The organism is Bacteroides sp. MSK.20.82, assembly GCF_019052485.1.
Lineage (GTDB): Bacteria > Bacteroidota > Bacteroidia > Bacteroidales > Bacteroidaceae > Bacteroides > Bacteroides thetaiotaomicron.
Map to the genome: position 1 here is coordinate 1 of NZ_JAHQUN010000041.1, position 23,238 is coordinate 23,238.

Genomic DNA, 23,238 nt, shown 5'->3' on the forward strand with positions numbered 1-23,238 from the left:
GATTGCCATTGGACTCCCGCAAAGAGTATACAAAGTCTGACTGGATTATGTGGACTGCAACTATGTCTCCGGATCAGGCTACTTTTGAAAAGTTTATAAATCCTCTCTATAAATATATCAATGAAACGACTTCACGAGTACCTATCAGTGATTGGCATGATACGAAAACAGGCAAAATGACTGGTTTTAAGGCTCGTTCTGTAATCGGAGGATATTGGATGAAAGTACTAGTGAATAAGAATTCAAATAATCTGTAAAAATGCATACAAATATTTTTACCAATAAAATCCAATGTATTATGAAAATGAAAAGTAAGACCAAAAGTTGCTGTCAGTACACTCAATGGGTAGTACTGGCTTTACTTACACTTATCTTTGCAAGTTGCAAAGATAATGATGACGCAACAGGAGATTTTGATCCGAATAAGCCTGTTGTCATTTCTGAATTCAGTCCAAAAGAAGGAGGACTTGGAACCCGAATGCTCTTGTATGGAGAAAACTTCGGAAGTGATATTTCTAAAATAAAGGTAACTATCGGTGGACAAGACTCCAAAGTTGTAGGAGCAAAAGGAAAAAGCCTCTACTGTGTTGTGCCAGCTAAAGCTTATGATGGAGATATTAAATTAAGTATTCTCAACGATGAAGGTGAAGAAATTGCAAATACAGAAGCCAATGAGAAGTTTGTATATCAAAAGAAGATGCTTGTTACAACATTTCTAGGAACAATGTATGATGGAAACACCAAATATGATTTAAAAGATGGACCTTTTGATGATTGTGGTGGCTTTGGAGGTGCTGTTTGGTTGTCCTTTGATCCCAAAAATCACAATCATTTATATCTAGTGGGTGAACAGCACCCTACCCGTTTGATTGACTTTGAAAAAGAATATGTAAGTACCGTATATAGTGGATTAAGCAAAGTACGTACCATCTGCTGGACACATGAAGCTGACAGCATGATTATTACCAATGACCAAAATAATAATGATAGACCGAACAATTATATTCTTACACGTGAATCAGGATTCAAAGTTATAACAGAATTGACAAAAGGTCAAAACTGTAATGGTGCAGAAACTCATCCTATAAATGGAGAATTATATTTCAATTCATGGAATGCTGGTCAAGTGTTTCGATATGATTTTACAACTCAGGAAACTACCCCTTTGTTTACGATACAAGATAGTGGATGGGAGTTTCATATCCAATTCCACCCTAGCGGAAACTATGCATACATTGTAGTAGTTAATCAACATTACATCTTACGTTCTGATTATGACTGGAAGACAAAGCGCCTTACCACCCCATATATTGTTTGTGGTCAGCAGGGTGCCAAAGATTGGGTAGATGGAGTTGGTAAAAAAGCCCGCATGCATGCTCCCCGACAAGGTACATTCGTAAAGAATCCAGCATACAAAGGGAGCAGCGATGAATATGACTTTTATTTCTGTGATAGAGAAAACCACTGTATCCGTATCTTAACACCACAAGGTCGAGTAACGACATTTGCTGGTAGAGGCAGTAATGGAACTTCCGGATATAATGATGGTGATTTACGCCAAGAAGCACGCTTCAATCATCCTGAAGGAATCGTATACGATGAAGAAAGAGAATGTTTCTTTATAGGTGACCGTGAAAACCGCCGTATTCGCAAAATTGGCTACGAAGAATAATACATGATTAACACATACATTTATATGATGAAAAACTTTTTATTTATATGCATGTTGTTGCTTGGACTTTCTACCAGTGCTTTGGCACAAGAAAGCATTGTAGTAACAGGTGTCGTAACTGATACAAATAAAGAGCCCATGATTGGGGTTAATGTATCAATAAGTAATATACCCGGCTTAGGTGCCATTACTGATTTGAATGGAAAATACAGTATTAAAATGCCACCCTACCACAAATTGGTATTTACTTATATAGGCTTTGAAAAAGTAGAAGTATTAGTCAAAGAGCAACGAACTGTCAATGTCACAATGAAAGAAGCAAGTGCTAGAGAGATTGACGAGGTGGTAATCACGGGTACCGGTGCCCAAAAGAAGTTGACTGTAACAGGTGCTATTACTAATGTGGATGTAGATGTCTTAAAAGCAAATCCCTCAGGTTCTATGGCTAATGCCCTGGCAGGTAATGTACCGGGCATCTTAGCGATGCAAACTTCCGGAAAGCCGGGTAGTGTTTCTGAATTCTGGATCCGTGGTATTTCAACTTTCGGAGCCAGTAATTCCGCATTAGTTCTCGTTGACGGATTCGAACGTAGTCTGGATGAAATAAATGTAGAAGATGTCGAATCTTTTTCCGTATTAAAAGATGCATCAGCTACTGCTATTTACGGTTCCAAAGGTGCAAATGGAGTAGTATTAATCACAACCAAACACGGTAAAGCCGGGAAAATTAATATCAGTGCAAAAGCGGAAACGTTCTACAATATGCTCACCCAAGTTCCTGACTTTGTAGATGGATACACATATGCTTCCATGGCAAATGAAGCTAAAATCACACGTAATCTTGAGCCGCTATATAAAGCGGACGAATTGGAAATATTCCGTTTAGGACTAGATCCTGATTTATATCCCAATGTTAATTGGATAGATGAATTACTACGAAAAGGTTCATGGAGCACTCGTGCCACACTAAGCATGAACGGTGGTGGTAATACAGCACGATACTATGTATCAGGAAGCTATCTTGACCAACAAGGTATGTACAAAGTAGATAAAGCTTTGAAAGATTACAATACAAATGCAAATTTCCGTCGTTGGAATTACCGCATGAATGTAGATATAGACATCACTAAATCAACTCTATTAAAAGTCGGTGTTTCAGGTTCATTACAAAAGGCCAATGATTCAGGAGTTGGCAGTGATGCTATTTGGACAGCTCTTATGGGATATAATGCCATTATGGTTCCTAAATTATATTCTAATGGATACGTACCAGCCTATGGAAATGACAATGGAGATCGCTTTAATCCATGGGTTCAAGCTACAATGACTGGTTATCGGGAAAACTGGAAGAATAATATCCAGACTAATGTAACCTTAGAGCAGAAACTTGATTTCATCACCAAAGGACTTAGATTCGTGGGACGCTTCGGATATGACACAGAAAATAACAACTGGATTAACCGCAGAAAATGGCCGGAACAGTGGAAGGCAAAACGTTTCCGCGCAACAGACGGAACCCTCGATTATGACCGTGTAGCTGAAGAAAGAAAGATGTTTCAAGAGAGCGGTTCCGATGGCCTTAGAAATGAATTCTTTGAAGCAGAGTTACATTATAGCCGAGGATTCAAACATCATCATCTAGGAGGAACATTAAAATATAACCAGTCTTCAAAAATAAAAACGGTAGGCCTTGGAGATGATCTTAAACAAGGTATTGCCAGACGTAATCAAGGATTGGCAGGACGATTTACCTATAACTGGAATTATCGTTATTTCATTGATTTCAATTTCGGATATACCGGTTCGGAGAATTTCGCAGCAGGACATCGGTTTGGTTTCTTCCCTGCCATCTCAGGAGCTTGGAACATAGCTGAGGAGTCTTTGATAAAAAAACATCTTAAATGGATGAACATGTTCAAAATTCGATATTCATACGGTAAAGTAGGTAACGACAATTTGGGAAATACTCGTTTCCCCTACCTTTATGATATTGAAACAATGACTAAAAAAGATGGTGACAAAACTGTAGACACTGGTGGATACAACTTTGGAGATTACACGTTTGACAGATATTATGGTGGTATGCGCTATTCTTCTTTATCTTCGCCTAACGTTACATGGGAAATTGCAACAAAGCATGACCTCGGTATTGACTTCTCTTTTTTCAATGACAAATTATCCGGTTCTGTTGACTATTTTAATGAGAAACGCGAAGGAATCTATATGTTACGCGAATATTTGCCGGGGATAGTCGGTTTAGAAAGTAATCCTAGTGCCAATGTTGGAAAAGTGACTTCTGAAGGTTTTGACGGACATTTCACTTTCCGCCAGAAACTGGGAGCTGTTGGCTTAACAATACGTAGTAATATCACTTATAGCAAAAATGAAATAGTAGATAGAGATGAAGAAAACAACTACTACTGGTATAAAATGCAAAAAGGACATCGTGTAAATCAAGCAAGAGGATTGATATCTTTAGGGTTGTTTAAAGACTATGATGATATCCGTAATAGTCCGGTACAAGATTTCGATGGTTATAAAGTAATGCCTGGTGATATTAAATATAAAGACGTGAATGGTGATGGTAAAATTGACGGTAATGACCAAGTCGCAATCGGTGCAACGACCAAACCTAATCTTATTTATGGATTCGGAATAGCTGCAAACTGGAAAGGTCTAGATGTGAATCTGCACTTTCAGGGAGCCGGAAAATCAACTTATTTTATCGATGGCTCAACAGTCCATATGTTCAAGTTGGGAGATGGCTGGGGAAATGTCCTGTCAGAGATGGCTAATTCCAATCGTTGGATTTCAGCAGATATATCTGGTGATCCAGCTACAGAGAATCCGAATGCTGAATATCCCCGACTATCCTACGGACCTAATTCTAATAACTATCAGCAATCTACTTATTGGTTACGCAACGGGTCTTATCTACGTTTAAAGACTGTAGAAGTAGGGTATACGCTACCAACCCAGCTGGTAAATAAGGTACATTTTAACACTGTCCGTATCTTCTTTGTTGGCACCAATTTACTCACATGGTCTGCATTCAAATTATGGGACCCGGAAATGGGAAGTACGGATGGAAAGAGATATCCGCTCAGCAAAAATTTATCTTTAGGAATATCCGTTAATTTATAATACACGCAATGACATTATGAAGAAAATATACATTATTTTATCATTTATAATAGGGATAGGATTTACCCTCAGTTCATGTTCCGATTACTTGGACTCTGATTATCTATTTGATGAGCGTATGTCAATAGAAGATGTTTTTACAAGCAGAGCTTATTCTGACAAATGGCTGGCACGCGCATACTTCTTTTTGGGAGATAACCATCTTCTCGATGTAGCCAGTAAAGGATATGTTCCTTTCTGTTTTGCTGATGACATGTATTTCGGTGATCGAGATGACCGATATAAAGCATGGAAAAACGGTGAATATAACGAAGGAGGTTTAGCAGGAGAAAGTGCAGAAATCTGGAACAAATGTTATAAAGGCATTCGCCAAGCCTCTATATATTTGAACAATATAGACATGAATACGGAATATACAGCGGAAGAAATTGCTGACAACAAAGCACAAGCGCACTTTTTGAAAGCCTATTTCTACTGGATTATGTTGCGCTTGTTCGGTCCTGTTCCTATTGTGCCGGATCAAGGCATTGACTACATGGAAGATTATGATGCAGTAGCACAACCGCGTAATACGTATGACGAATGTGTGACCTATATCACAAATGAATTAGTTCTGGCTGCGCAAGCTCTCCCTTTAGACCGTGCAATACAAGAAATAGCTCGCCCCACCCGTGGTGCGGCATTAGCTCTTCGTGCCAAAGTTCTGCTATATGCTGCCAGCCCATTAATGAATGGACAAACGCCTGCTGATATTGCTTCAGAACTGGTAGATGATCAAGGTAATCGACTGTTACCAGAAGCTTACGATGAATCTAAGTGGGCGAAAGCTGCTGCCGCTGCCAAGGATGTGATAGAATTGAACCGTTACACGCTGTTTGTTTCTTATGCTACAGACAAAGGGGATATTGCATTTCCTGCAACGATTGCTCCTCCATACCACCCTGAATTCTCAGAACAAGCTTGGCCGAATGGGTGGAAAGACATCGATCCGTTCGAATCTTATCGTGCTATATTCAACGGAACAGTCAGTGCTTTTGAGAATAAAGAATTAATTTTTACCCGTGGGCAGAATACTGGTGACCAAAGCATTAATAACATGGTAATACATCAGCTACCACGTGTTGCTAAAGGATGGAATACACACGGACTTACACAGAAACAATGTGACGCATATTATATGAATGATGGAACTGATTGTCCCGGTAAAGATAAAGAAATCAACCGCGGTGACGGTTCGGAACGCATGTCCGGCTATGTGACGAAAGAAGACGTAGAAGCAGGTCGTTACAAACCTTTGTCAGAAGGCGTCTCTTTACAGTATGCTAATCGTGAGCCCCGTTTCTATGCTTCAGTAGCCTACAATGGTGATGTTTGGAATTTGTTGAACAGCAATAAAAATGCAGGAGAACCTCAAAACATACAAGTCTTCTATTACCGTGGAGACGGTAATGGGTATACAAACTCGATGTTTTGGTTACGCACCGGCATTGGAGTTAAAAAATTTGTACACCCGGATGATATGGGTAAAGGAGACAACAATGAAGAACTTATTAAAAAGAAAGTAGAACCGGCTATCCGTTATGCAGAAGTTCTGTTGATTTATGCCGAAGCATTGAACGAATTAAACGGGCAATACGACATACCTTCTTGGGATGGTAATAAGACTCATATAATCAAACGCGATATCAATGAAATGAAAAAAGGAATTCGTCCTATACGTATTCGTGCAGGAGTTCCTGATTATACCCAAGAAGAATATGATGACCCTATCGAATTCCGCAAAAAGTTAAAACGTGAACGTCAGATTGAATTGATGGGAGAAGGACATCGCTATTTTGATTTACGTCGTTGGCTAGATGCTCCGGTAGAAGAATCAACTCCAATTTATGGGTGTAACACTTTAGCAACTAAAGAAATGGCAGATGTATTCCATACACCGGTAGCAGTACCTTCATTACCAACAACCTTCTCACGCAAAATGTGGTTTTGGCCAATCAATCATACTGAATTAAAGCGCAACAAACGTTTAACTCAAAATCCAGGCTGGACTTATCCGGAATAATCTTATAAACTTGAAAAAAATGAAAAAGATATATTATTTACTCTTAGCCATGACTGTACTGATAGTATGTGCGTCATGCAATAATGAATGGGAATCTGAACAATATGTGCAAATGGTATCTTTCAAGGCACCAGTCAACGCACAAGGAGTAACTCCTATTTACATACGTTACAAGCCGGAAGGGAAAGTAACATACCAACTCCCATTGATAGTCAGCGGGTCAACCATGAATTCCAAAGACTTGAATGTGCATGTAGGATTGGATCTTGACACATTGGATGTGTTGAATGTTGAACATTTCGGCAGCCGTAAAGAACTTTTCTTTAAACCGTTGGAAAACAAGTATTACGAGTTCCCGGAAACAGTACAGATACCGGCAGGCGAATGTACAAGCTTACTGCCTATCGATTTTGCCCTGAAAGATTTAGATCAGGTAGACAAATGGGTATTGCCGTTAGCTATTCAGAGCAACGATCCATCACACAACTACCAGGCCAATCCCCGCAAATTTTATAGGAGGGCGATGTTACGTATTTCCCCATTCAATGATTATTCCGGGCAATATAGTGCTACTGCGTATAAAGTATATTTTAAAGGAAACGAAAAAGAGGCTATAGTTCCGGAATACCATACTTCTTATGTAATAGATGACAAAACTATATTTTTCTATGCGGGCCTTATAGACATTGACCGCTTGGATCGGAAATATTACAAAATTAAATTTGAATTTACAGAAGAGAAAATAGATCTTCAAACACGTAAGCTGAAGATTTCTTCTGATAATGAGGACATAAATCTGGTAGTGAAAGGGCAACCTTCCTATACGGTTGAAGAAGAGATGGATGCTACACGACCTTACCTAAAACATATTTACGTAACAATCAACAATCTGGAATATGAGTTTACAGATTATACTTCAGTTCCGGGTTATCCGCTTGAATATGTTGTAAAGGGATCTCTAACGATGGAACGTAAAATAAATACTCAAATACCAGACGAAGATCAGGCAATTGAATGGTAAATGCCAATTTTAATAAAAAGAAGAGTGAATTTTATAGAAAGTTTACTCTTCTTTCTATATTTGCATACAGAATAAAATACTGAGAATCAAATAACTTCAAAATGAAACATACGCAAATTAGCAGAAGAGAGTTTCTGAAGAATATCGGAATGACCGGAGCTGGAGTTCTTCTTGCAGCAAGTCCCTGGCTTTCTGCCTTTTCAGAAGCCGTGAACACCTCCAATGAAAAATGTCGTTTGGGGGTTATTGGACCAGGCTCACGAGGTCGCTTCCTTATGAGCTTTTTAGTCCAAAATCCTAAAGTTGATATCGTAGCACTTTGCGATATTTACCAGCCTTCGATAGATGAAGCATTGAAGCTTGCTCCCAAAGCAAAAGTATATGGTGACTATCGTGAGCTATTGGAAAACAACAACATAGATGCTATACTTGTAGCGACTCCTCTCAGTTCGCACTGTAAAATTGTAATGGATGCTTTTGATGCCGGTAAACATGTATTCTGTGAAAAAACAATTGGTTTTACAATGGAAGAATGTTTCCGTATGTACAATAAACATCGTAGTACGGGAAAAATATTCTTCACAGGTCAACAGCGTCTGTTCGATCCTCGTTATATCAAAGCTATGGAAATGATTCATGCCGGCACATTTGGAGAAATAAATGCGATCCGCACATTCTGGTACAGAAATGGAGACTGGAGACGCCCAGTTCCTTCTGCTAATTTAGAACGACAAATTAACTGGCGACTCTATAAAGAGTATTCAAAAGGACTAATGACGGAACTGGCCTGCCATCAATTACAAATAGGAAGTTGGGCATTGAATAAACTCCCAGAGAAAGTGATGGGACATGGAGCTATTACATACTGGAAAGACGGTCGGGAAGTATACGACAATGTAAGTTGCCTATATGTATTCGATGATGGCGTAAAAATGACATTCGATTCTGTTATTTCCAATCAATTTTATGGTTTGGAAGAGCAAATCATGGGAAATCTCGGAACTGTTGAACCAGAAAAAGGTAAATATTACTTTGAAAGTATCCCGCCGGCACCCGGTTTTCTGCAAATGATAAACGATTGGGAAAATAAATTATTTGACACTCTGCCTTTCGCAGGTACCAGTTGGGCTCCGGAAACGGCTAACGAAAACAAAGGAGAATTAATCCTCGGAGAACGTCCTAAGAGCGATGGCACTTCTTTGTTATTGGAAGCTTTTGTAGAAGCTGTTATTACTCGCAAACAACCCGCAAGAATCGCGGAAGAAGGATATTATGCGAGTATGCTCTGCCTATTGGGTCACCAAGCGTTACAGGAAGAAAAAACACTATATTTCCCTGATGAATACAAAATTAATTATCTGAATCATCAATCAAAAACATCCGAAGCAGTATGAAAGATACAATCCTGACCGCTCGACGAAAGAAAACAGAGTTGATTACACTGTTCCTGTGTTTTATTATTGCCAATTTGGTCAATTTATACTCTATATTTACGTATAATACTCCTTTGACGGAGATGATAACTTCATTTTTTTATGTGCTCATATTTTCTGTAGCGCTATATATCATCTGGAGCCTTTTACGTATCCTCTTTTATGGCATAACAGCACTATTCAAAAAGAAAAAAGAATAATAACAGATTTATAACATATAATCAACAGAATACTTAATCAATATCAATGAAGAAATTATGGTAACACGAAGAGATTTCCTGAAAACAATGACAATGGCTTCTGCCGGACTGGCAGCAGGAGCTGGTGAAATATTGAATGCACAAACATTGTCATCTTCAAAAAACAAAAACGAAAAAGTGAAGATAGCTTATGTAGGTATCGGTAACCGCGGGCAGCAAATTATTGAAGATTTTGCCCGGACCGGCATGGTAGAAGTAGTTGCCCTCTGTGATGTAGACATGGGTGCCAAACATACACAAAAGGTAATAGGCATGTATCCCAAAGCAAAACAGTTCAGAGACTTCCGCCAGATGTTTGATAAAGCGGGAAAAGAATTTGATGCCGTTGCAATTGCTACACCAGATCACTCTCATTTTCCGATTAGCATGCTAGCTTTGGCATCTGGCAAACACGTATATGTAGAAAAGCCGTTAGCACGTACTTTCTATGAAGCGGAACTTTTGATGCAAGCAGCGCTCAAACGTCCTAATCTGGCTACACAAGTAGGAAACCAAGGACATTCTGAAGCAAACTACTTCCAGTTCAAAGCTTGGATGGATGCCGGAATTATTAAAGACGTGACCGCCGTCACTGCACACATGAATAACGTACGGCGTTGGCATAAATGGGATACAAACATTTATAAACTCCCCTCAGGACAGCAACTTCCGAAAGACATGGATTGGGATACATGGCTCGGCGCTGTTCCATATCATGAATACAATGAAAAATATCATCAGGGAGAATGGCGCTGTTGGTATGACTTCGGAATGGGAGCTTTAGGAGACTGGGGAGCACATATTCTGGATACCGTTCATGAGTTTTTGGAATTAGGATTGCCCTATGAAGTAACTTTATTGCATGAAAAAGGGCATAATGATTATTTCTTTCCTTATTCTTCCACTATTCTTTTCCGCTTCCCACAACGCAAAGGGATGCCACCCGTAGATATCACCTGGTATGACGGACTAGACAACCTCCCTCCTATTCCTGCCGGTTACGGAGTATCAGGATTAGACCCTAATATCCCCACGACTAACCAAGGAGATGTTCCGGCCGCCAAATTGAATCCTGGAAAGATCATTTATACAAAAGACCTGACATTTAAAGGAGGAAGTCATGGAAGTACCTTATCCATCATTCCCGAAGAAAAAGCCAAAGAGATGGCAGACAAGCTACCCCAAATACCAAAGAGCCCGTCCAATCATTTCGAGAATTTTTTATTGGCATGTAACGGTATAGAAAAAACACGTTCTCCATTCGAAATCAATGGAGTGCTAAGTCAGGTATTCTCACTTGGTGTAATGGCTCAACGCCTCAACACTCAGCTGTTCTTCGACAGCCGTATCAAACAAATTACAAATAACGAGTTTGCCAATGCAATGCTGACAGGGATACCTCCACGCAAAGGTTGGGACGAATTTTATAAATTATAAATGAACATAACCACCCATTAAACCAGCTATAAACAATTTACTAAGAATAACATTAAAAATGAAAAAGAACTTCTTATTTACTTTACTTTTATTCTGTGCGGCTTCATTATCTGCGCAGACCTGGGAACCTCTTTTCAACGGCAAAAACCTGAAAGGATGGAAAAAACTAAATGGCAAAGCCGAGTATAAAATCGTAGATGGTGCCATTGTGGGTATTTCTAAAATGGGAACTCCAAATACTTTTCTGGCAACAACCAAGAACTATGGAGACTTCATACTTGAATTTGATTTCAAAATTGATGACGGATTAAATTCAGGAGTACAACTTCGTAGTGAAAGCAAGAAAGATTATCAGAATGGTCGTGTGCACGGTTATCAGTTTGAAATTGACCCGTCTAAGCGAGCTTGGTCAGGAGGTATCTATGATGAAGCACGCAGAAACTGGTTGTATCCACTGACTTTGAATCCGGCTGCAAAAACCGCTTTTAAAAACAATGCATGGAATAAAGCCAGGATTGAAGCTATCGGAAATTCTATCCGTACCTGGATTAATGGAGTACCTTGTGCCAATATCTGGGATGATATGACACCTAGCGGATTTATTGCATTGCAAGTACACGCAATAGGTAATGCTTCCGAAGAAGGTAAAACTGTCAGCTGGAAAGACATCCGTATTTGTACAACGGATGTAGAACGTTACCAGACACCTGAAACGGAAGAAGCGCCCGAACGAAATATGATTGCCAACACCATATCTCCACGTGAAGCCAAAGAGGGTTGGGCCCTACTTTGGGATGGTAAAACCAACAATGGTTGGAGAGGAGCAAAATTGAATGCTTTTCCGGAAAAAGGATGGAAGATGGAAGATGGAATTCTGAAAGTGATGAAGAGCGGAGGAGCAGAATCAGCTAATGGTGGAGATATCGTAACTACCCGCAAATATAAAAACTTCATTCTCACGGTAGATTTCAAGATTACCGAAGGCGCAAATAGCGGGGTTAAATACTTTGTCAACCCAGATTTGAACAAAGGAGAAGGCTCTGCTATTGGCTGTGAGTTTCAAATTCTTGATGATGACAAACATCCAGATGCTAAACTTGGAGTAAAAGGCAACAGAAAGTTGGGTTCATTATATGATCTTATTCCGGCTCCAGAGAAGAAGCCTTTCAACAAAAAAGATTTTAATACCGCCACCATTATTGTGCAAGATAACCACGTAGAACACTGGCTGAATGGGGTAAAACTGATCGAATATACTCGCAATACTGACATGTGGAATGCTTTGGTTGCCTACAGTAAATATAAAAACTGGCCTAATTTTGGTAATTCCGCAGAAGGCAATATTCTTCTTCAAGATCATGGAGACGAAGTCTGGTTTAAAAATGTAAAAATCAAAGAGCTGAAATAACTTGCACTGAAAAGCCGATTTCTAACATAAAATCAAGAGTAGAAGGGCATGCACAAAGTGGCATGCCCTCTTAATATTTCAATAAAACAAAATGCAGCATACAATTCAACACTTATACAAGACACATGGTGATGACGGTTTGCTTTATGCTTGGTTTTTATCCATGCATACACGCGTAGATATAATACTCTGCTGCCAGAAATCAGAAAATGAATTAATGCTTGTAGTTAATAGTATATATGACACTCTCCGACAACTGGAAAGAATTGCAAATTATTATGACCCTTCCAGTGAATTATCGCAAGTCAATCAAAGAGCTTCCACAGCTCCTGTTATGATCAGTCAGTCTCTTTACAGGATGATTTCATTGTGCACAGAATATCATAAAAAAACCTTAGGATGTTTCGATGTTACTATCCACTCAGATAATTATAATCAAGATACCATACACTCCATTCATTTATACCCCGAAGCACAGAGTGTCTTCTTTCAACAAGCAGGTACTACAATAAACCTTTCCGGATTTCTTAAAGGTTATGCTCTCGACAAAATAAGAGAAATATTAAAGGTTCACATCATAGCAAATGCCTTAATAAATATGGGAAACAGTTCTGTACTCGCTCTAGGCAATCATCCGGTTGGCACAGGATGGAAAGTCAGCTTTGACGATCAGGCAAGTACTACAAAAAACCATAAAACTCAATCCATACTCCTTAATAACGAATGTTTAACCACCTCCGGAAACAACTCGGATGATCGCAAACACATTATCTCTCCTTCAAGTGGCAAACCACTGGAAGGAGTAAGACAAGTGACAGTAGTAACGGATGATGGAACCACCGGTGAGATTCTCTCAACCAGCCTGTTCGTAGCAAATCAAAAACAGCGCGAGTTAATAATGAGCGAGTTTCTCCCCAAAAGAGTTATTGATTTGGAACTGTGCCAGATGGTTTAGGTAACGGAGTATTCACCGGTAAAGGGACTCCCAAATCCGGCATTCCATCAGCATCCCATCCTATCTTCTGCAATCGTGGATTGCGACTTTCCGACTCTCCCGTATTACCGCTAGGAACACTTCTTGCCTGATACAATATATACCATTCCGTTCCATCAGGCGAAGGAAGAAAGGAAAGGTTAGCCGGGCCATACACTCCATCTTCCGGTCTCTGTTGAAATACAGGAACGGGGCTCTTCTTCCAGGAAGCCGGATTCAGCAAGTCACTATCCGCGTCAGCAGTCAACATTCCGGTACAATAATAAGGAGACCAGCAACCGCTTGCCGCATAATAGACAATGACAGTCCGGTTATCTTTGGAATGAAAATACTGAGGGCTTTCATTTACATAAATCGGATAAGCAGTCCGCCCGCCATCCGGATTTACCCACTGCCGTTCCCATTCATACTCCGGCTTCGAAATCAGAACCCTTTCCGTAGCCAATGTCCAGGGGTTTTCCATGCGGGCAATATAGATGCATTGTGTTTCACTGCCTATCCTCCGATTAGGCCACCCGGACCATAGAAGATAAAGCTCCCCTTTATGTTCAAAAGTTGAGGGATGTATTCCCCAGTTCCAATCGGGATTGGTCATGATCGCTCCTTTCATGCGAAACTCTCCCTGCATAGGGTCAGGAGAATCATTCTCAATCACATAAATCTGATGATTATCTGTATTTCCATCATCGGCAGCAAAATAGATATACCATTTACCATTGATATTCCGTATTTCCGGATTCCAGAGGTTATGGCTATTCGAAGGATCTTTAGGCACCCAGACCTCTTTACAAGTGGAATGAGCCATATCGGTAATATCGGTGGTTACCCACAGATATATTTGCTCATTAGTTTCATGGGTATAATAATATTTACCATTATGGTAAATCGCGCTTGAATTAGCCCCTTCCATAAATAATGGATTGGCATAAGTATCTTTTTCAACATCTTCTTTTTTTCCCGCCCGTTTGGAATTACAAGAGATGTTCAGCAAAACAAGGAATAATAACAAACATAAATTGATTCTCATAGTTTCATTTTTAAGATGATACAAAGAAAAGACTTTTTTTTCATTAATAGTTAATAAAGCGAAAATAAAAATTAAGTTTGGAATATCATTCTCGTCATTACATCGTGACACATCCTGCTGATGACAGGAAAACAGAAAAAAGAGAATGTAAAGACAAACTACCCATTAATAATAAAAACAGAAAGTTTCTTGGTATCATTACACACTTTCACACGAAATATATTAACCCTTTATATACTTCCTCCGAATCATTTATTAATAAATTCGTTCATCGTTTATTATAAACGTCCCCCAAGTTTATTATAAACCCGAGCATCGTTATTTCAGCAACAAATATCAATTTTAAGCAACAAAAAGGGCTGCAATTCCCATAAAGAATCGCAGCCTTTAGCTTGTATCAGACTATCCGGCAAGCACTATCCGAAGTGGAAACGCTTGCAATCTGTTATTATATTGTACTTATTATTACTCATTTTTCGTCTATATTATCAATGTTATCGAATTTACTTCCGGTTCTCACTTACAAATATACAACATAAAAAACGGTTTGTCAAGCCCTGCATGCTTCTTTCATACATCTGATGATAAATCAAATGGTAGAATCGGCATCCGGAGTGCTTTCTACCGCTGTATCGGAAACAGACAACTGATTGACATATTCCTTCGGGAGAACTCCATATTGTGCCTTGAAACACTTGGCAAAATAAGAGGAGGAAGTGAATCCAACCTGTGCCGCAACCTCGGAAATACGTGTACCGCCCTGAATTAACTCAGCTGCCTTATTCATACGGAGGGCCTTCAGATAATCATTGGGCGACATTCCCGACAATGCTTTTATCTTCCGATAGAAGTTGGAACGGCTCATGTTCATCTGCTCTGCAAGAGTATCGATGGAGAAATTCTCGTCTGCCAACTGGTCGGCAATCACTTCCTGTATCTTGGCAACAAACTCACAATCTCTCTGAGTCATCGCAAGTTCTGCCGAGGCCTGATTGGCATTCCCGGACAAACTAACCATCAGCTTATGGAAAGACTGCCTCAACCGGAGCAGGTTCTCGATCTGCTTATGCAGTTGTTTGATAGAGAATGGCTTCTCAATATACACATCGGCTCCGCATTCCAGTCCTTCCACCTTAGATTCCAGCGTCGTTTTTGCCGTCAGTAAGATGACCGGAATATGTGAATAGTCGATTTCCGATTTCACTTTGCTACAGAGTTCCAGCCCGTTCATTTCCGGCATCATCACATCACTGACGATGACGTCTACACTCTCCTGTTCGAGTATCTCAAGTGCCGCACGACCATTCGGAGCTTTCAGCACACGGAACCAGGCAACCAACGAGTCACGCGTCAGATTCAACAGTTCGACATTATCTTCTACCAGCAATACGGTGAATTTCTTTCCGGAGAACTCTGAAGGAATATTCTCTGCCGAACCTTCGTTTTCGGAATGAACCTCAACGATATCAGCAGCTTCTTCTGCCTTCTTTTCGCTTAAAGGAAGAGATAATATAAACGAGGAGCCTTGCGGTTCGTTATCTTCAAGGCGCAGGCTGCCTTGATGGGCTTCTGCCAGAGATTTCGCAAAAGCCAGTCCGATACCGGTACCTGTGGCGGTAGCGACTTTATCATCCGGCATTTGGTAGAAGGCTTCAAATATCTTTCCCTTTTGGGCATCCGGTACTCCACGACCGTCATCACTCACATATATCTCATATCCCGCATCAGTTGTCACGAGTTTCAAATCGATACGCGTACGGGCATATTTTATCGCATTGCCCATCAGATTCACCAGTATCTTACTCAACTTTTCCCGATCGACCATTGATACCAGTTCCTGCTCGGGCAGAGTCAATACCAGTTCAATTCCCTTTAACTCGGCAGGACTGGTGAACTGACTATATACATCATTCACTATTTCCTTAATATCGCAACTTACCAGATTCAGTTGCAAAGCTCCGTTTTCCATCTTCTGGAAGTCGAGCAGCTGATTGGTAATCCCTAAAAGATAGTTTACATTCTTATCTATTACAGACAGATACTTAGCTTCTTTTCCTTCATGTTCTATCTCTTGCAACTTTTCAAGAGGCAATCGGATCAGACTGAGAGGGGTACGTATCTCATGTACCAGATTAATGAAGAAGCCGATCTTTGATTTATAAACTTCCTGTTCTTTAGCAATCTGATATTTCTCCATCCGGTGTTTGTACTTATGCTTCACGCGAAGATTCCAGCGCCATGCAATCCAGACAATCCAGCCCATCAACAGGAGAATATAAATAAAATAGGCGAAAGAACTACGCCACCAAGGGGGAGTAATCACTACCCGCAGAGTAGTCGTCTTCTCGTTCCACTGATGGTCATTATTGGAGCCACGCACTTCGAACTCGTATTCTCCGGGAGGCAGATTGGTATAAGAAGCAGAGTTGTTCTCGGAGTTGGTAATCCACTCTTTATCTACTCCTTTTAACATATAGGAATATCTGTTTCGTGCCGGGTCTTCATAGCTTAACGCCACAAAACGAATCGTGAAACTATTATTTTCATAAGACAAGGTTATCTTGTCAGCCATATAAATCGGTTTCCCCAGTTGAAGCAGCTTCTTCACTTCCTGTTCGTCATTCAGATAGGATAAACGGATATCAGTCACATATACCGGAGGAATGTAGGAATTATCCACAAAACGTTCCGGCTGGAAAACATTAAAGCCGTTGATTCCGCCAAAATATAGTTTACCTTCAGAAGACTTTAAAGAAGAACGTGCCATAAACTGATTTCCCTGCAGACCATCATTAATCGTAAACTGTCGGAAATGAGCTTTAGAAATCGGATTAATCTTAAATATCCCTGCATTGCTGGATATCCAGAAATCTCCTGTCTGATCTTGTTCAATAGAATAGATCACCTTATTGGGAAGCGCAGAATCAAACTCAATAAATGCTTCTGTTTTGGGGTCGAAGGAGCATAATCCTCCCCCATTCGTGCCAAACCACATCACGCCTTTGTTATCTTCAAATACCGTGATCACCGAATTACTGGTAATGGTGGTCGAATCTTCCCGTTCGTGCTGGAAATGTTTCCAGTGTCCGCTCAGGGTATTGTAGGAGAACACGCCGCTGTTGGTCGTTGCAATCCACAGGTTGTTATACATATCCTCATATATATCGCCCACGGAAATCATGGAACCGATACTGGTGATCGTCATGAAATTATCGGCATCAGGATTATACCGGCATAAGCCCCAGCTTGTTCCAACGAAGATTTCCCCTTTCCGGTCTTTATATATGCACAGTACGTCATTGCTGCAAATGGTATTGGGGATTCCGCGCGAGTGGGTATATTCCTTTATCGAACCGGTACGCAGATTAAGCACACGTATTCCTTCCGCATAAGTACCGATCCAAAGACAATCGCCGTCTAACATCAAAGAGCGAATATCATATTTCTGACTCTTTACACCACCGATATGATATTCCGAAAGCTCCCGTGTAACGGCATTGAAGAAATATAAGCCACTCTGAGTACCAATCCAGATATTTCCGTCTTTATTTTCACAGAATGGGCCTACCACCTCTCCTGCTCCCGCTATCCCCGACAGATAGGCGGGTGAATAGTAATCGAAACGCTTGGTCTGCTTGGACATATAGTTGATACCTCCCAAGTTCGTCAATACCCACAGAGCACCTTCCGCATCCCACATCATGCCGTTTATGGTCTGATCACTCAGACTTCGCGGATCAGCCGGATTATCTGCACGGAGGAAGGTTTTCGACTCGCGGTTGAATAGATAGAGTCCATTATCGGTTCCTACCAGCAGTTCATTCTCCGTATATTTCAGCAGGCTGCGAACTGCCCCGAAGTTCAATGAAGGAGCCATGTAATTCTCAACCGTTCCGGTTTGCCGGTTCAATCTCCCCAACAAATTGTTGCCTGCTCCCAGCCATACTTCTCCCTCTACATCGAGTACACAGTTTATTTTGTAACTATCGGAAGAGTTCACGTCCGATGAGACTCGGTATGATTGCAGAAATTTGCCGTTTTCATCGAAACAAAGCAGTCCTTCCTGTAGCGAAGAAACATACACCTTCTTCTTATCGTAACTCTGACAGACATCCCAGACAAAAGAGGTCTGAATACTATTCTGAGTCAACACTTCGGTCTTGGGATCATAAATAAAAAGTCCCTGCCCCAAGGTGGCAATCCAGAGAAGTCCGTTCTCCGTCTTTACAATCTTCTTGATTTCACTGCTGACGTATACGCCATACTGAGTAGTCTTGTCAAAATAGGAGAAACGGTCCGTTGCCCGGTCATAGATATACAGTCCGGAGTTCGTTCCAACCCATATATTCTGATCTTCTTCAATCAGTGCCTCAACGAAGTTGTTCTCCAATGAGAATTTATCGTTCAATACATTCCGATAAACTTTATTGCCCCGACCGTCGTAACGGTTCAGTCCGTCACTGGTGCCCAGCCAGATAAATCCATAGCTATCCTGTATAGCACACCATACCGTATTATGTGACAAGCCATCTTCCACCTGATATTTCTTGAAGGAGAAATAGGGAGATGCAGACAATGGTTCGAGCCAGAAGGCCAGTAAAAGTATCAGTATCTTTGTTAACTTCATACCAAGTGTGTCTTATATTTAGATTAACGATTCAACCAGGGTTCCGGATTCAACTTTTCTTTCTCTCTGCGTAACTGGAAATGCAGTACCGTTCGTCCGTTATCCGCGCCATCAGAGAATATCTGTCCGATAGACTGCTTTGTGCTCACCGTATCGCCGGATTTCACCGAAGCGGAAGACAGATTACAGTAAACGGAAATATAATTACCATGCCGGATGAGGACGTTAAATAGTCCGTTCAACTGGAACACGGCTGCTACCTTACCATCAAAGATGGCACGGGCTTGTGCTCCCGGCTTTCCTTGTATATCAATTCCTTTATTGTCCAGCTTCACATTACGGAGTCCTTCAACGGAATACTGTCCATAGCGGCTGGTTATGATATAAGGTCCGGATATAGGCATCGGAAGTTTTCCACGATTGGCAACAAAGCTACCGGACAGTTCGCGATCTGCCTTGCTCATCGTAAAAGCGTCCAATGGCTCCGACTTCGGTTTGGCAGCCGTTCCGGTTTTGGAGGCACCTTTGCCATTTGTATCCGCCTTCTTGCGGGCTGCCGCTTCGCGGCGGGCTTCTTCCGCAGCACGTTTGCGGGCGCGTTCTATTTCTTCTGCGATCAACCGGTCGATACGGGCATTCAGTTGATTGGCCTCCCGTCTCTTCTTGTTCACTTCGCTTTGCAGACCTTTCTGTTTCTTTTGCAGATTAGCCACCAGTGTACGCTTCTCTTTCTCCTGAGCTTCCAGTTTCGCCTTTTCGTTCTCACGTTCTTTCAGCAGTCCCTCTTTGGCGGCTTTCACTTGCTGACGTTCTGCTTTTTTCTTCCGTATCTGCTCCTGCTTCTTTAATATTTCCTCTCCCTGCAGACGCTGGTAGGTGGCATATTCACGCACATAACGCATACGACGATAAGTTTGTCCCAGGTTCTTGGCGGAGAAGATAAACATCAGTTTCTCTTCAATCGATTTATTCTTATAGAGGTACTGGACAGATGCTTCGTACTTCTTCTTTTTCTCTTTCAGGTCTTTTTCAAGACTATTCAGCTGGCGGTTCAATGACACTAATTCGCGTTCGATAGTCTCCACATCGTTATTGATCGCAAGGATATACCGTTTTCGTTCTTCAATCTGTCCCGTCAGTGCCGCCAGTCCGTTCAACTGACTGCCTACGTCCTTCTTTGTATTCTGTAAAATCGACTCCGTCTCGGCGATCTGCTTCTGCAGAGCACCGCGCTTACCTTCCAGCTCACGAATCAGCTTGTTCGATTGAGCAGAAAGCGGAATTGCCAGCCAAAGGCTGCTTACCAGAATTACAAAGAGACGTTTTATCATAATAAAGCTACCAGCATTTTCATTAATTCTTCCAAAGAGACCTGACGGTATCTGGAAGTAACTTCTGTCGGAGTGATTGAAAGTTCTTTGGTCGAAAAATCATAAAGTTGTACTTTCGCTTTCTCCAGTTTGGGGATTCCCAGGTCTTTCCCGGATAGTTCAGTCTTTCCTCCGGGTTTAGAAGCGTCAGTCAGCAATTTCTCCAATTGGGAGAACTCTACATTCTTCGATAATATTTCTTTCAATTCATTTTTGGTTGCGCGTACAAACCGCTTGTTCATCCGGTCGACGAATAATACTTCAGTAGGAGTCACCTCGATGCGTGCCAATTCCGTACGGAGAATAGGCATCAGCAAGGAAATCTGTACCCGTTCACGGCTCTTCATCTTCATGGTACCGCCCACTGACATACTTCCGCCTTTACCCGGAATCGTCAGCTGAAGTCTGGAAGCCAGATAGCTGGGAATAGCTGCTTCGGAAGCAGTAACTTCCGGCACCTTTGTCGCCGTCAGACGCTTTGAACTCTTACAACCTACCAATACGACTGCAATCAACAAAAAATAAGCGATTCTTTTCATTCTGCAATGTATTTTTTCTTTTCTATTTTCTGTTTCAATGTTTTCGACTCACTGCCCATTTCCAGTGCTTTCTTCCAGTAGGTAAGCGCGCCGTCCACATCTCCGGTCATATAATAGATATCTCCGCAATGTTCTACAATCACATCACTCTTATCGCCGCCCTCACTTTTCATGGCGTTATCGATGTAAATACGAGCTTCCGCATAGTTCCCCTTTTCAAAGAGAATCCAGGCATACGTATCCAGATAAGTGGCATTATTGGGCTCAGCCTTTACGGTCTTATAGCTCATTTCTTCCGCTTTATCCAGATCACGACGCTCTACTGACAGATAATAGGCATAGTTGTTCAGTGCGCCAATATTGGAAGGGTTGTACACCAACGCCGAGTCATAGGCGGCATAAGCCTCCTTCATCTGCTTCTGCGTATGATACATATCCCCCAGAATAGAGTAGAACTCCGAAACGATTTCTTTTTTACCGTCAGCCGTCTTATGTTCCAGCGCTCTCTTGCAGATGCTTATCACACTATCCGGTTTCTCCGCCTGATTATAGGCAACAGCCAGATAATAATAAAATTCCAGCGCATCCGGAGTCGCTTCAATACCCGGCTCGCAGACTTTGATAATCTGCTTATAATCTTCTTTTTTTACCGCAGCACCGATCAGCATCATACGGGCAGCATTATTGGTAGGGTCCAGGTCAACCACCTGTTCCAAGACGGGGACTGACTCCGCCTCCATATTCTTGGACAACAGATATTGCGCATAAAGCATCGGAATCTGAGGATCATCCTGCTCCTGCTTCATGATCCGGTCAAACAAAGCGATGATCTGCGTACTGTCCTTATCGGCCTGTTCATTTTCCACAATCATCTGACGCATGACGCCCACTTTGGTATCAGGAGTCACCTTCTTATTCAGCAACAGTGTATCCAACTGCTGTTGGTAGAGTTCTTCCTGCCCTGTCTGTTTATAGTAAGAAGCCATCGAGAAGATAGCCATCGGATTATCGGGTTCCGCAGCCAGCACCTTCTGATAAACGTCATAAGCCTCCTGCTTCTTGCCATTCTGAAGATATACGTCCCCCAAAATGACCTGATAACGCATATCCATCGGATATTCCTGTACCAGACTTTCTATTTCCTGAAAAGCTTTCTTGTCATCCTTCATCTGAAGATAGATACGAAACTTCTCCATGGATAACTGTTCATTCTTGCCCATGTGCTTTTCAAGACGGTTTAAAGTAGAGATGACTTTATCATACTTTTCCTGTCGGCCATACAGGTCCAAAAGGTTGAAAAGCGGGTCCTGCTTGGCAGGGAAACGTACCACCATCTGTTCCAACAGGGTGATAGCCTTATCCAGTTCGTTCTGCTGCTGATACAAAGATGCCAGCCCCTGACTATACCAGTAGTTATCCGGCGCATTCGCCACAGCCTTTTCCAGCGCCTCTTGCCCTTGCGGCACCTGACGGAGAAACATATAATACTGCGAAACCTCATAAAGCGCAGAAGCCGCATTCGGATGAATATCCAGACAATGCTGCAATAATCCGAAAGCAGACGCATAATCCTTCTTTTCTTTCAGGCGCATAGCTTCCAGAAAGAAATAATCATATTTCCGCTGCTGTTCGGACGTTAGCGAAGACTGCGCCAAAGCGACAGCTGGCTTTTCCCTTGTACTTTTCACCGTTCCGCACGAAACCAATGTCCATACAGCAACCAAAAGCCATATACTATTTTTCTTGTTCATTTTCTCTTTTTATGGTACTTATCCTCGTCCTGTATGTCCGAAGCCCCCTGCTCCGCGTTCTGTTTCATCCAGCACTTCCACTTCCTGCCATACTGCCTGCTCATGTCTTGCGATCACCATCTGGGCAATACGTTCCCCGTCCTCGATCACAAAAGGTTCGGAAGAAAGGTTGACCAGAATAATGCAGACTTCTCCACGATAGTCCGCATCAATCGTTCCCGGAGAGTTGAGCACGGTAATACCCTTTTTGATGGCCAATCCGCTACGGGGACGAACCTGAGCTTCAAATCCTTGTGGAAGAGCAATATAGATTCCTGTCGGCACCAGGCAACGCTGCAATGGCGCCAATGTGATAGGTTCAGAAAGATTAGCACGGATATCCATTCCTGCAGATAACTCAGTGGCGTAAGCCGGAAGCGGATGCTTCGATTTATTGATAACTTGAACGTTCATAAATGCACATTTACTATTTAACGGGCGAAAATACACATTTTGAACTGAAAATTAGTTAAGT

16 protein-coding genes are annotated in these 23,238 nt (G+C 41.5%); 10 read left to right on the forward strand and 6 right to left on the reverse strand.

Annotated elements, in window-relative coordinates; all coding sequences use genetic code 11:
* The 10 genes from KTR07_RS21960 to KTR07_RS22000 all read left to right on the forward strand — a co-directional run.
* Positions 1 to 257 (forward strand): DUF1793 domain-containing protein (locus KTR07_RS21960; RefSeq protein ID WP_195365276.1); only part of this gene is annotated, 257 nt, incomplete at its 5' end.
* 41 nt (positions 258 to 298) lie between these two features.
* Complete coding sequence (locus tag KTR07_RS21965; RefSeq protein WP_008767664.1) at positions 299 to 1,672, forward strand: IPT/TIG domain-containing protein; 1,374 nt, start codon at positions 299 to 301, stop codon at positions 1,670 to 1,672.
* A 24-nt stretch (positions 1,673 to 1,696) separates the two neighbouring features.
* Positions 1,697 to 4,816, forward strand: coding sequence for a TonB-dependent receptor (locus KTR07_RS21970; RefSeq protein WP_008767663.1), 3,120 nt, complete (start codon positions 1,697 to 1,699; stop codon positions 4,814 to 4,816).
* Between the two features lie 16 nt (positions 4,817 to 4,832).
* Complete coding sequence (locus tag KTR07_RS21975; protein ID WP_008767662.1) at positions 4,833 to 6,878, forward strand: RagB/SusD family nutrient uptake outer membrane protein; 2,046 nt, start codon at positions 4,833 to 4,835, stop codon at positions 6,876 to 6,878.
* Positions 6,879 to 6,897: 19 nt separating this feature from the next.
* Positions 6,898 to 7,899 (forward strand): DUF4973 domain-containing protein, encoded by a 1,002-nt coding sequence (locus KTR07_RS21980; protein WP_008767661.1) that lies wholly within the window; start codon positions 6,898 to 6,900, stop codon positions 7,897 to 7,899.
* A gap of 101 nt (positions 7,900 to 8,000) precedes the next feature.
* Positions 8,001 to 9,293: a Gfo/Idh/MocA family protein gene (locus KTR07_RS21985; protein WP_008767660.1), complete on the forward strand. Its 1,293-nt coding sequence runs from the start codon at positions 8,001 to 8,003 to the stop codon at positions 9,291 to 9,293.
* Positions 9,290 to 9,532, forward strand: coding sequence for a hypothetical protein (locus tag KTR07_RS28520; protein WP_008767659.1), 243 nt, complete (start codon positions 9,290 to 9,292; stop codon positions 9,530 to 9,532). The genes KTR07_RS21985 and KTR07_RS28520 overlap by 4 nt, the downstream gene beginning before the upstream one ends.
* 57 nt (positions 9,533 to 9,589) lie before the next feature.
* Positions 9,590 to 11,008, forward strand: coding sequence for a Gfo/Idh/MocA family oxidoreductase (locus KTR07_RS21990; protein WP_117981588.1), 1,419 nt, complete (start codon positions 9,590 to 9,592; stop codon positions 11,006 to 11,008).
* 58 nt (positions 11,009 to 11,066) lie between these two features.
* Positions 11,067 to 12,416: a DUF1080 domain-containing protein gene (locus tag KTR07_RS21995; RefSeq protein ID WP_008767657.1), complete on the forward strand. Its 1,350-nt coding sequence runs from the start codon at positions 11,067 to 11,069 to the stop codon at positions 12,414 to 12,416.
* A gap of 91 nt (positions 12,417 to 12,507) precedes the next feature.
* Positions 12,508 to 13,371: an FAD:protein FMN transferase gene (locus KTR07_RS22000; protein ID WP_008767656.1), complete on the forward strand. Its 864-nt coding sequence runs from the start codon at positions 12,508 to 12,510 to the stop codon at positions 13,369 to 13,371.
* Here the strand turns inward: KTR07_RS22000 and KTR07_RS22005 are convergent.
* From KTR07_RS22005 to dut, 6 genes are all read right to left on the reverse strand, one after another.
* A complete protein-coding gene (locus KTR07_RS22005; RefSeq protein WP_008767655.1) occupies positions 13,340 to 14,437 on the reverse strand; it encodes a family 43 glycosylhydrolase in 1,098 nt (365 codons plus the stop codon). The two genes, KTR07_RS22000 and KTR07_RS22005, sit on opposite strands and share 32 nt — an antisense overlap.
* Positions 14,438 to 15,026: 589 nt before the next feature.
* Positions 15,027 to 19,064: a hybrid sensor histidine kinase/response regulator transcription factor gene (locus tag KTR07_RS22010; protein WP_217315507.1), complete on the reverse strand. Its 4,038-nt coding sequence runs from the start codon at positions 19,062 to 19,064 to the stop codon at positions 15,027 to 15,029.
* Positions 19,065 to 19,087: 23 nt separating this feature from the next.
* Positions 19,088 to 20,395 (reverse strand): murein hydrolase activator EnvC, encoded by a 1,308-nt coding sequence (locus KTR07_RS22015; RefSeq protein WP_011108845.1) that lies wholly within the window; start codon positions 20,393 to 20,395, stop codon positions 19,088 to 19,090.
* On the reverse strand, positions 20,392 to 20,973 hold the full coding sequence (locus KTR07_RS22020; protein ID WP_011108844.1) for a DUF4292 domain-containing protein: 582 nt from the start codon (positions 20,971 to 20,973) through the stop codon (positions 20,392 to 20,394). Before KTR07_RS22020 ends, KTR07_RS22015 begins: the two co-directional genes overlap by 4 nt.
* Positions 20,970 to 22,724 (reverse strand): lipopolysaccharide assembly protein LapB, encoded by a 1,755-nt coding sequence (locus KTR07_RS22025; RefSeq protein WP_062695818.1) that lies wholly within the window; start codon positions 22,722 to 22,724, stop codon positions 20,970 to 20,972. The genes KTR07_RS22020 and KTR07_RS22025 overlap by 4 nt, the downstream gene beginning before the upstream one ends.
* 18 nt (positions 22,725 to 22,742) lie before the next feature.
* Complete coding sequence (gene dut, locus KTR07_RS22030) at positions 22,743 to 23,177, reverse strand: dUTP diphosphatase (RefSeq protein WP_008767650.1); 435 nt, start codon at positions 23,175 to 23,177, stop codon at positions 22,743 to 22,745.
* Positions 23,178 to 23,238 lie beyond the last annotated feature (61 nt).

What these genes read in the sequence shown, in the direction of transcription:
- KTR07_RS21965 (WP_008767664.1), top strand. Translation starts at nt 299, where the DNA reads ATGAAAATGAAAAGTAAGACCAAAAGTTGCTGTCAGTACACTCAATGG.
- KTR07_RS21970 (WP_008767663.1), top strand. Translation starts at nt 1,697, where the DNA reads ATGATGAAAAACTTTTTATTTATATGCATGTTGTTGCTTGGACTTTCT.
- KTR07_RS21975 (WP_008767662.1), top strand. Translation starts at nt 4,833, where the DNA reads ATGAAGAAAATATACATTATTTTATCATTTATAATAGGGATAGGATTT.
- KTR07_RS21980 (WP_008767661.1), top strand. Translation starts at nt 6,898, where the DNA reads ATGAAAAAGATATATTATTTACTCTTAGCCATGACTGTACTGATAGTA.
- KTR07_RS21985 (WP_008767660.1), top strand. Translation starts at nt 8,001, where the DNA reads ATGAAACATACGCAAATTAGCAGAAGAGAGTTTCTGAAGAATATCGGA.
- KTR07_RS28520 (WP_008767659.1), top strand. Translation starts at nt 9,290, where the DNA reads ATGAAAGATACAATCCTGACCGCTCGACGAAAGAAAACAGAGTTGATT.
- KTR07_RS21990 (WP_117981588.1), top strand. Translation starts at nt 9,590, where the DNA reads ATGGTAACACGAAGAGATTTCCTGAAAACAATGACAATGGCTTCTGCC.
- KTR07_RS21995 (WP_008767657.1), top strand. Translation starts at nt 11,067, where the DNA reads ATGAAAAAGAACTTCTTATTTACTTTACTTTTATTCTGTGCGGCTTCA.
- KTR07_RS22000 (WP_008767656.1), top strand. Translation starts at nt 12,508, where the DNA reads ATGCAGCATACAATTCAACACTTATACAAGACACATGGTGATGACGGT.
- KTR07_RS22005 (WP_008767655.1), bottom strand. Translation starts at nt 14,437, where the DNA reads ATGAGAATCAATTTATGTTTGTTATTATTCCTTGTTTTGCTGAACATC.
- KTR07_RS22010 (WP_217315507.1), bottom strand. Translation starts at nt 19,064, where the DNA reads ATGAAGTTAACAAAGATACTGATACTTTTACTGGCCTTCTGGCTCGAA.
- KTR07_RS22015 (WP_011108845.1), bottom strand. Translation starts at nt 20,395, where the DNA reads ATGATAAAACGTCTCTTTGTAATTCTGGTAAGCAGCCTTTGGCTGGCA.
- KTR07_RS22020 (WP_011108844.1), bottom strand. Translation starts at nt 20,973, where the DNA reads ATGAAAAGAATCGCTTATTTTTTGTTGATTGCAGTCGTATTGGTAGGT.
- KTR07_RS22025 (WP_062695818.1), bottom strand. Translation starts at nt 22,724, where the DNA reads ATGAACAAGAAAAATAGTATATGGCTTTTGGTTGCTGTATGGACATTG.
- dut (WP_008767650.1), bottom strand. Translation starts at nt 23,177, where the DNA reads ATGAACGTTCAAGTTATCAATAAATCGAAGCATCCGCTTCCGGCTTAC.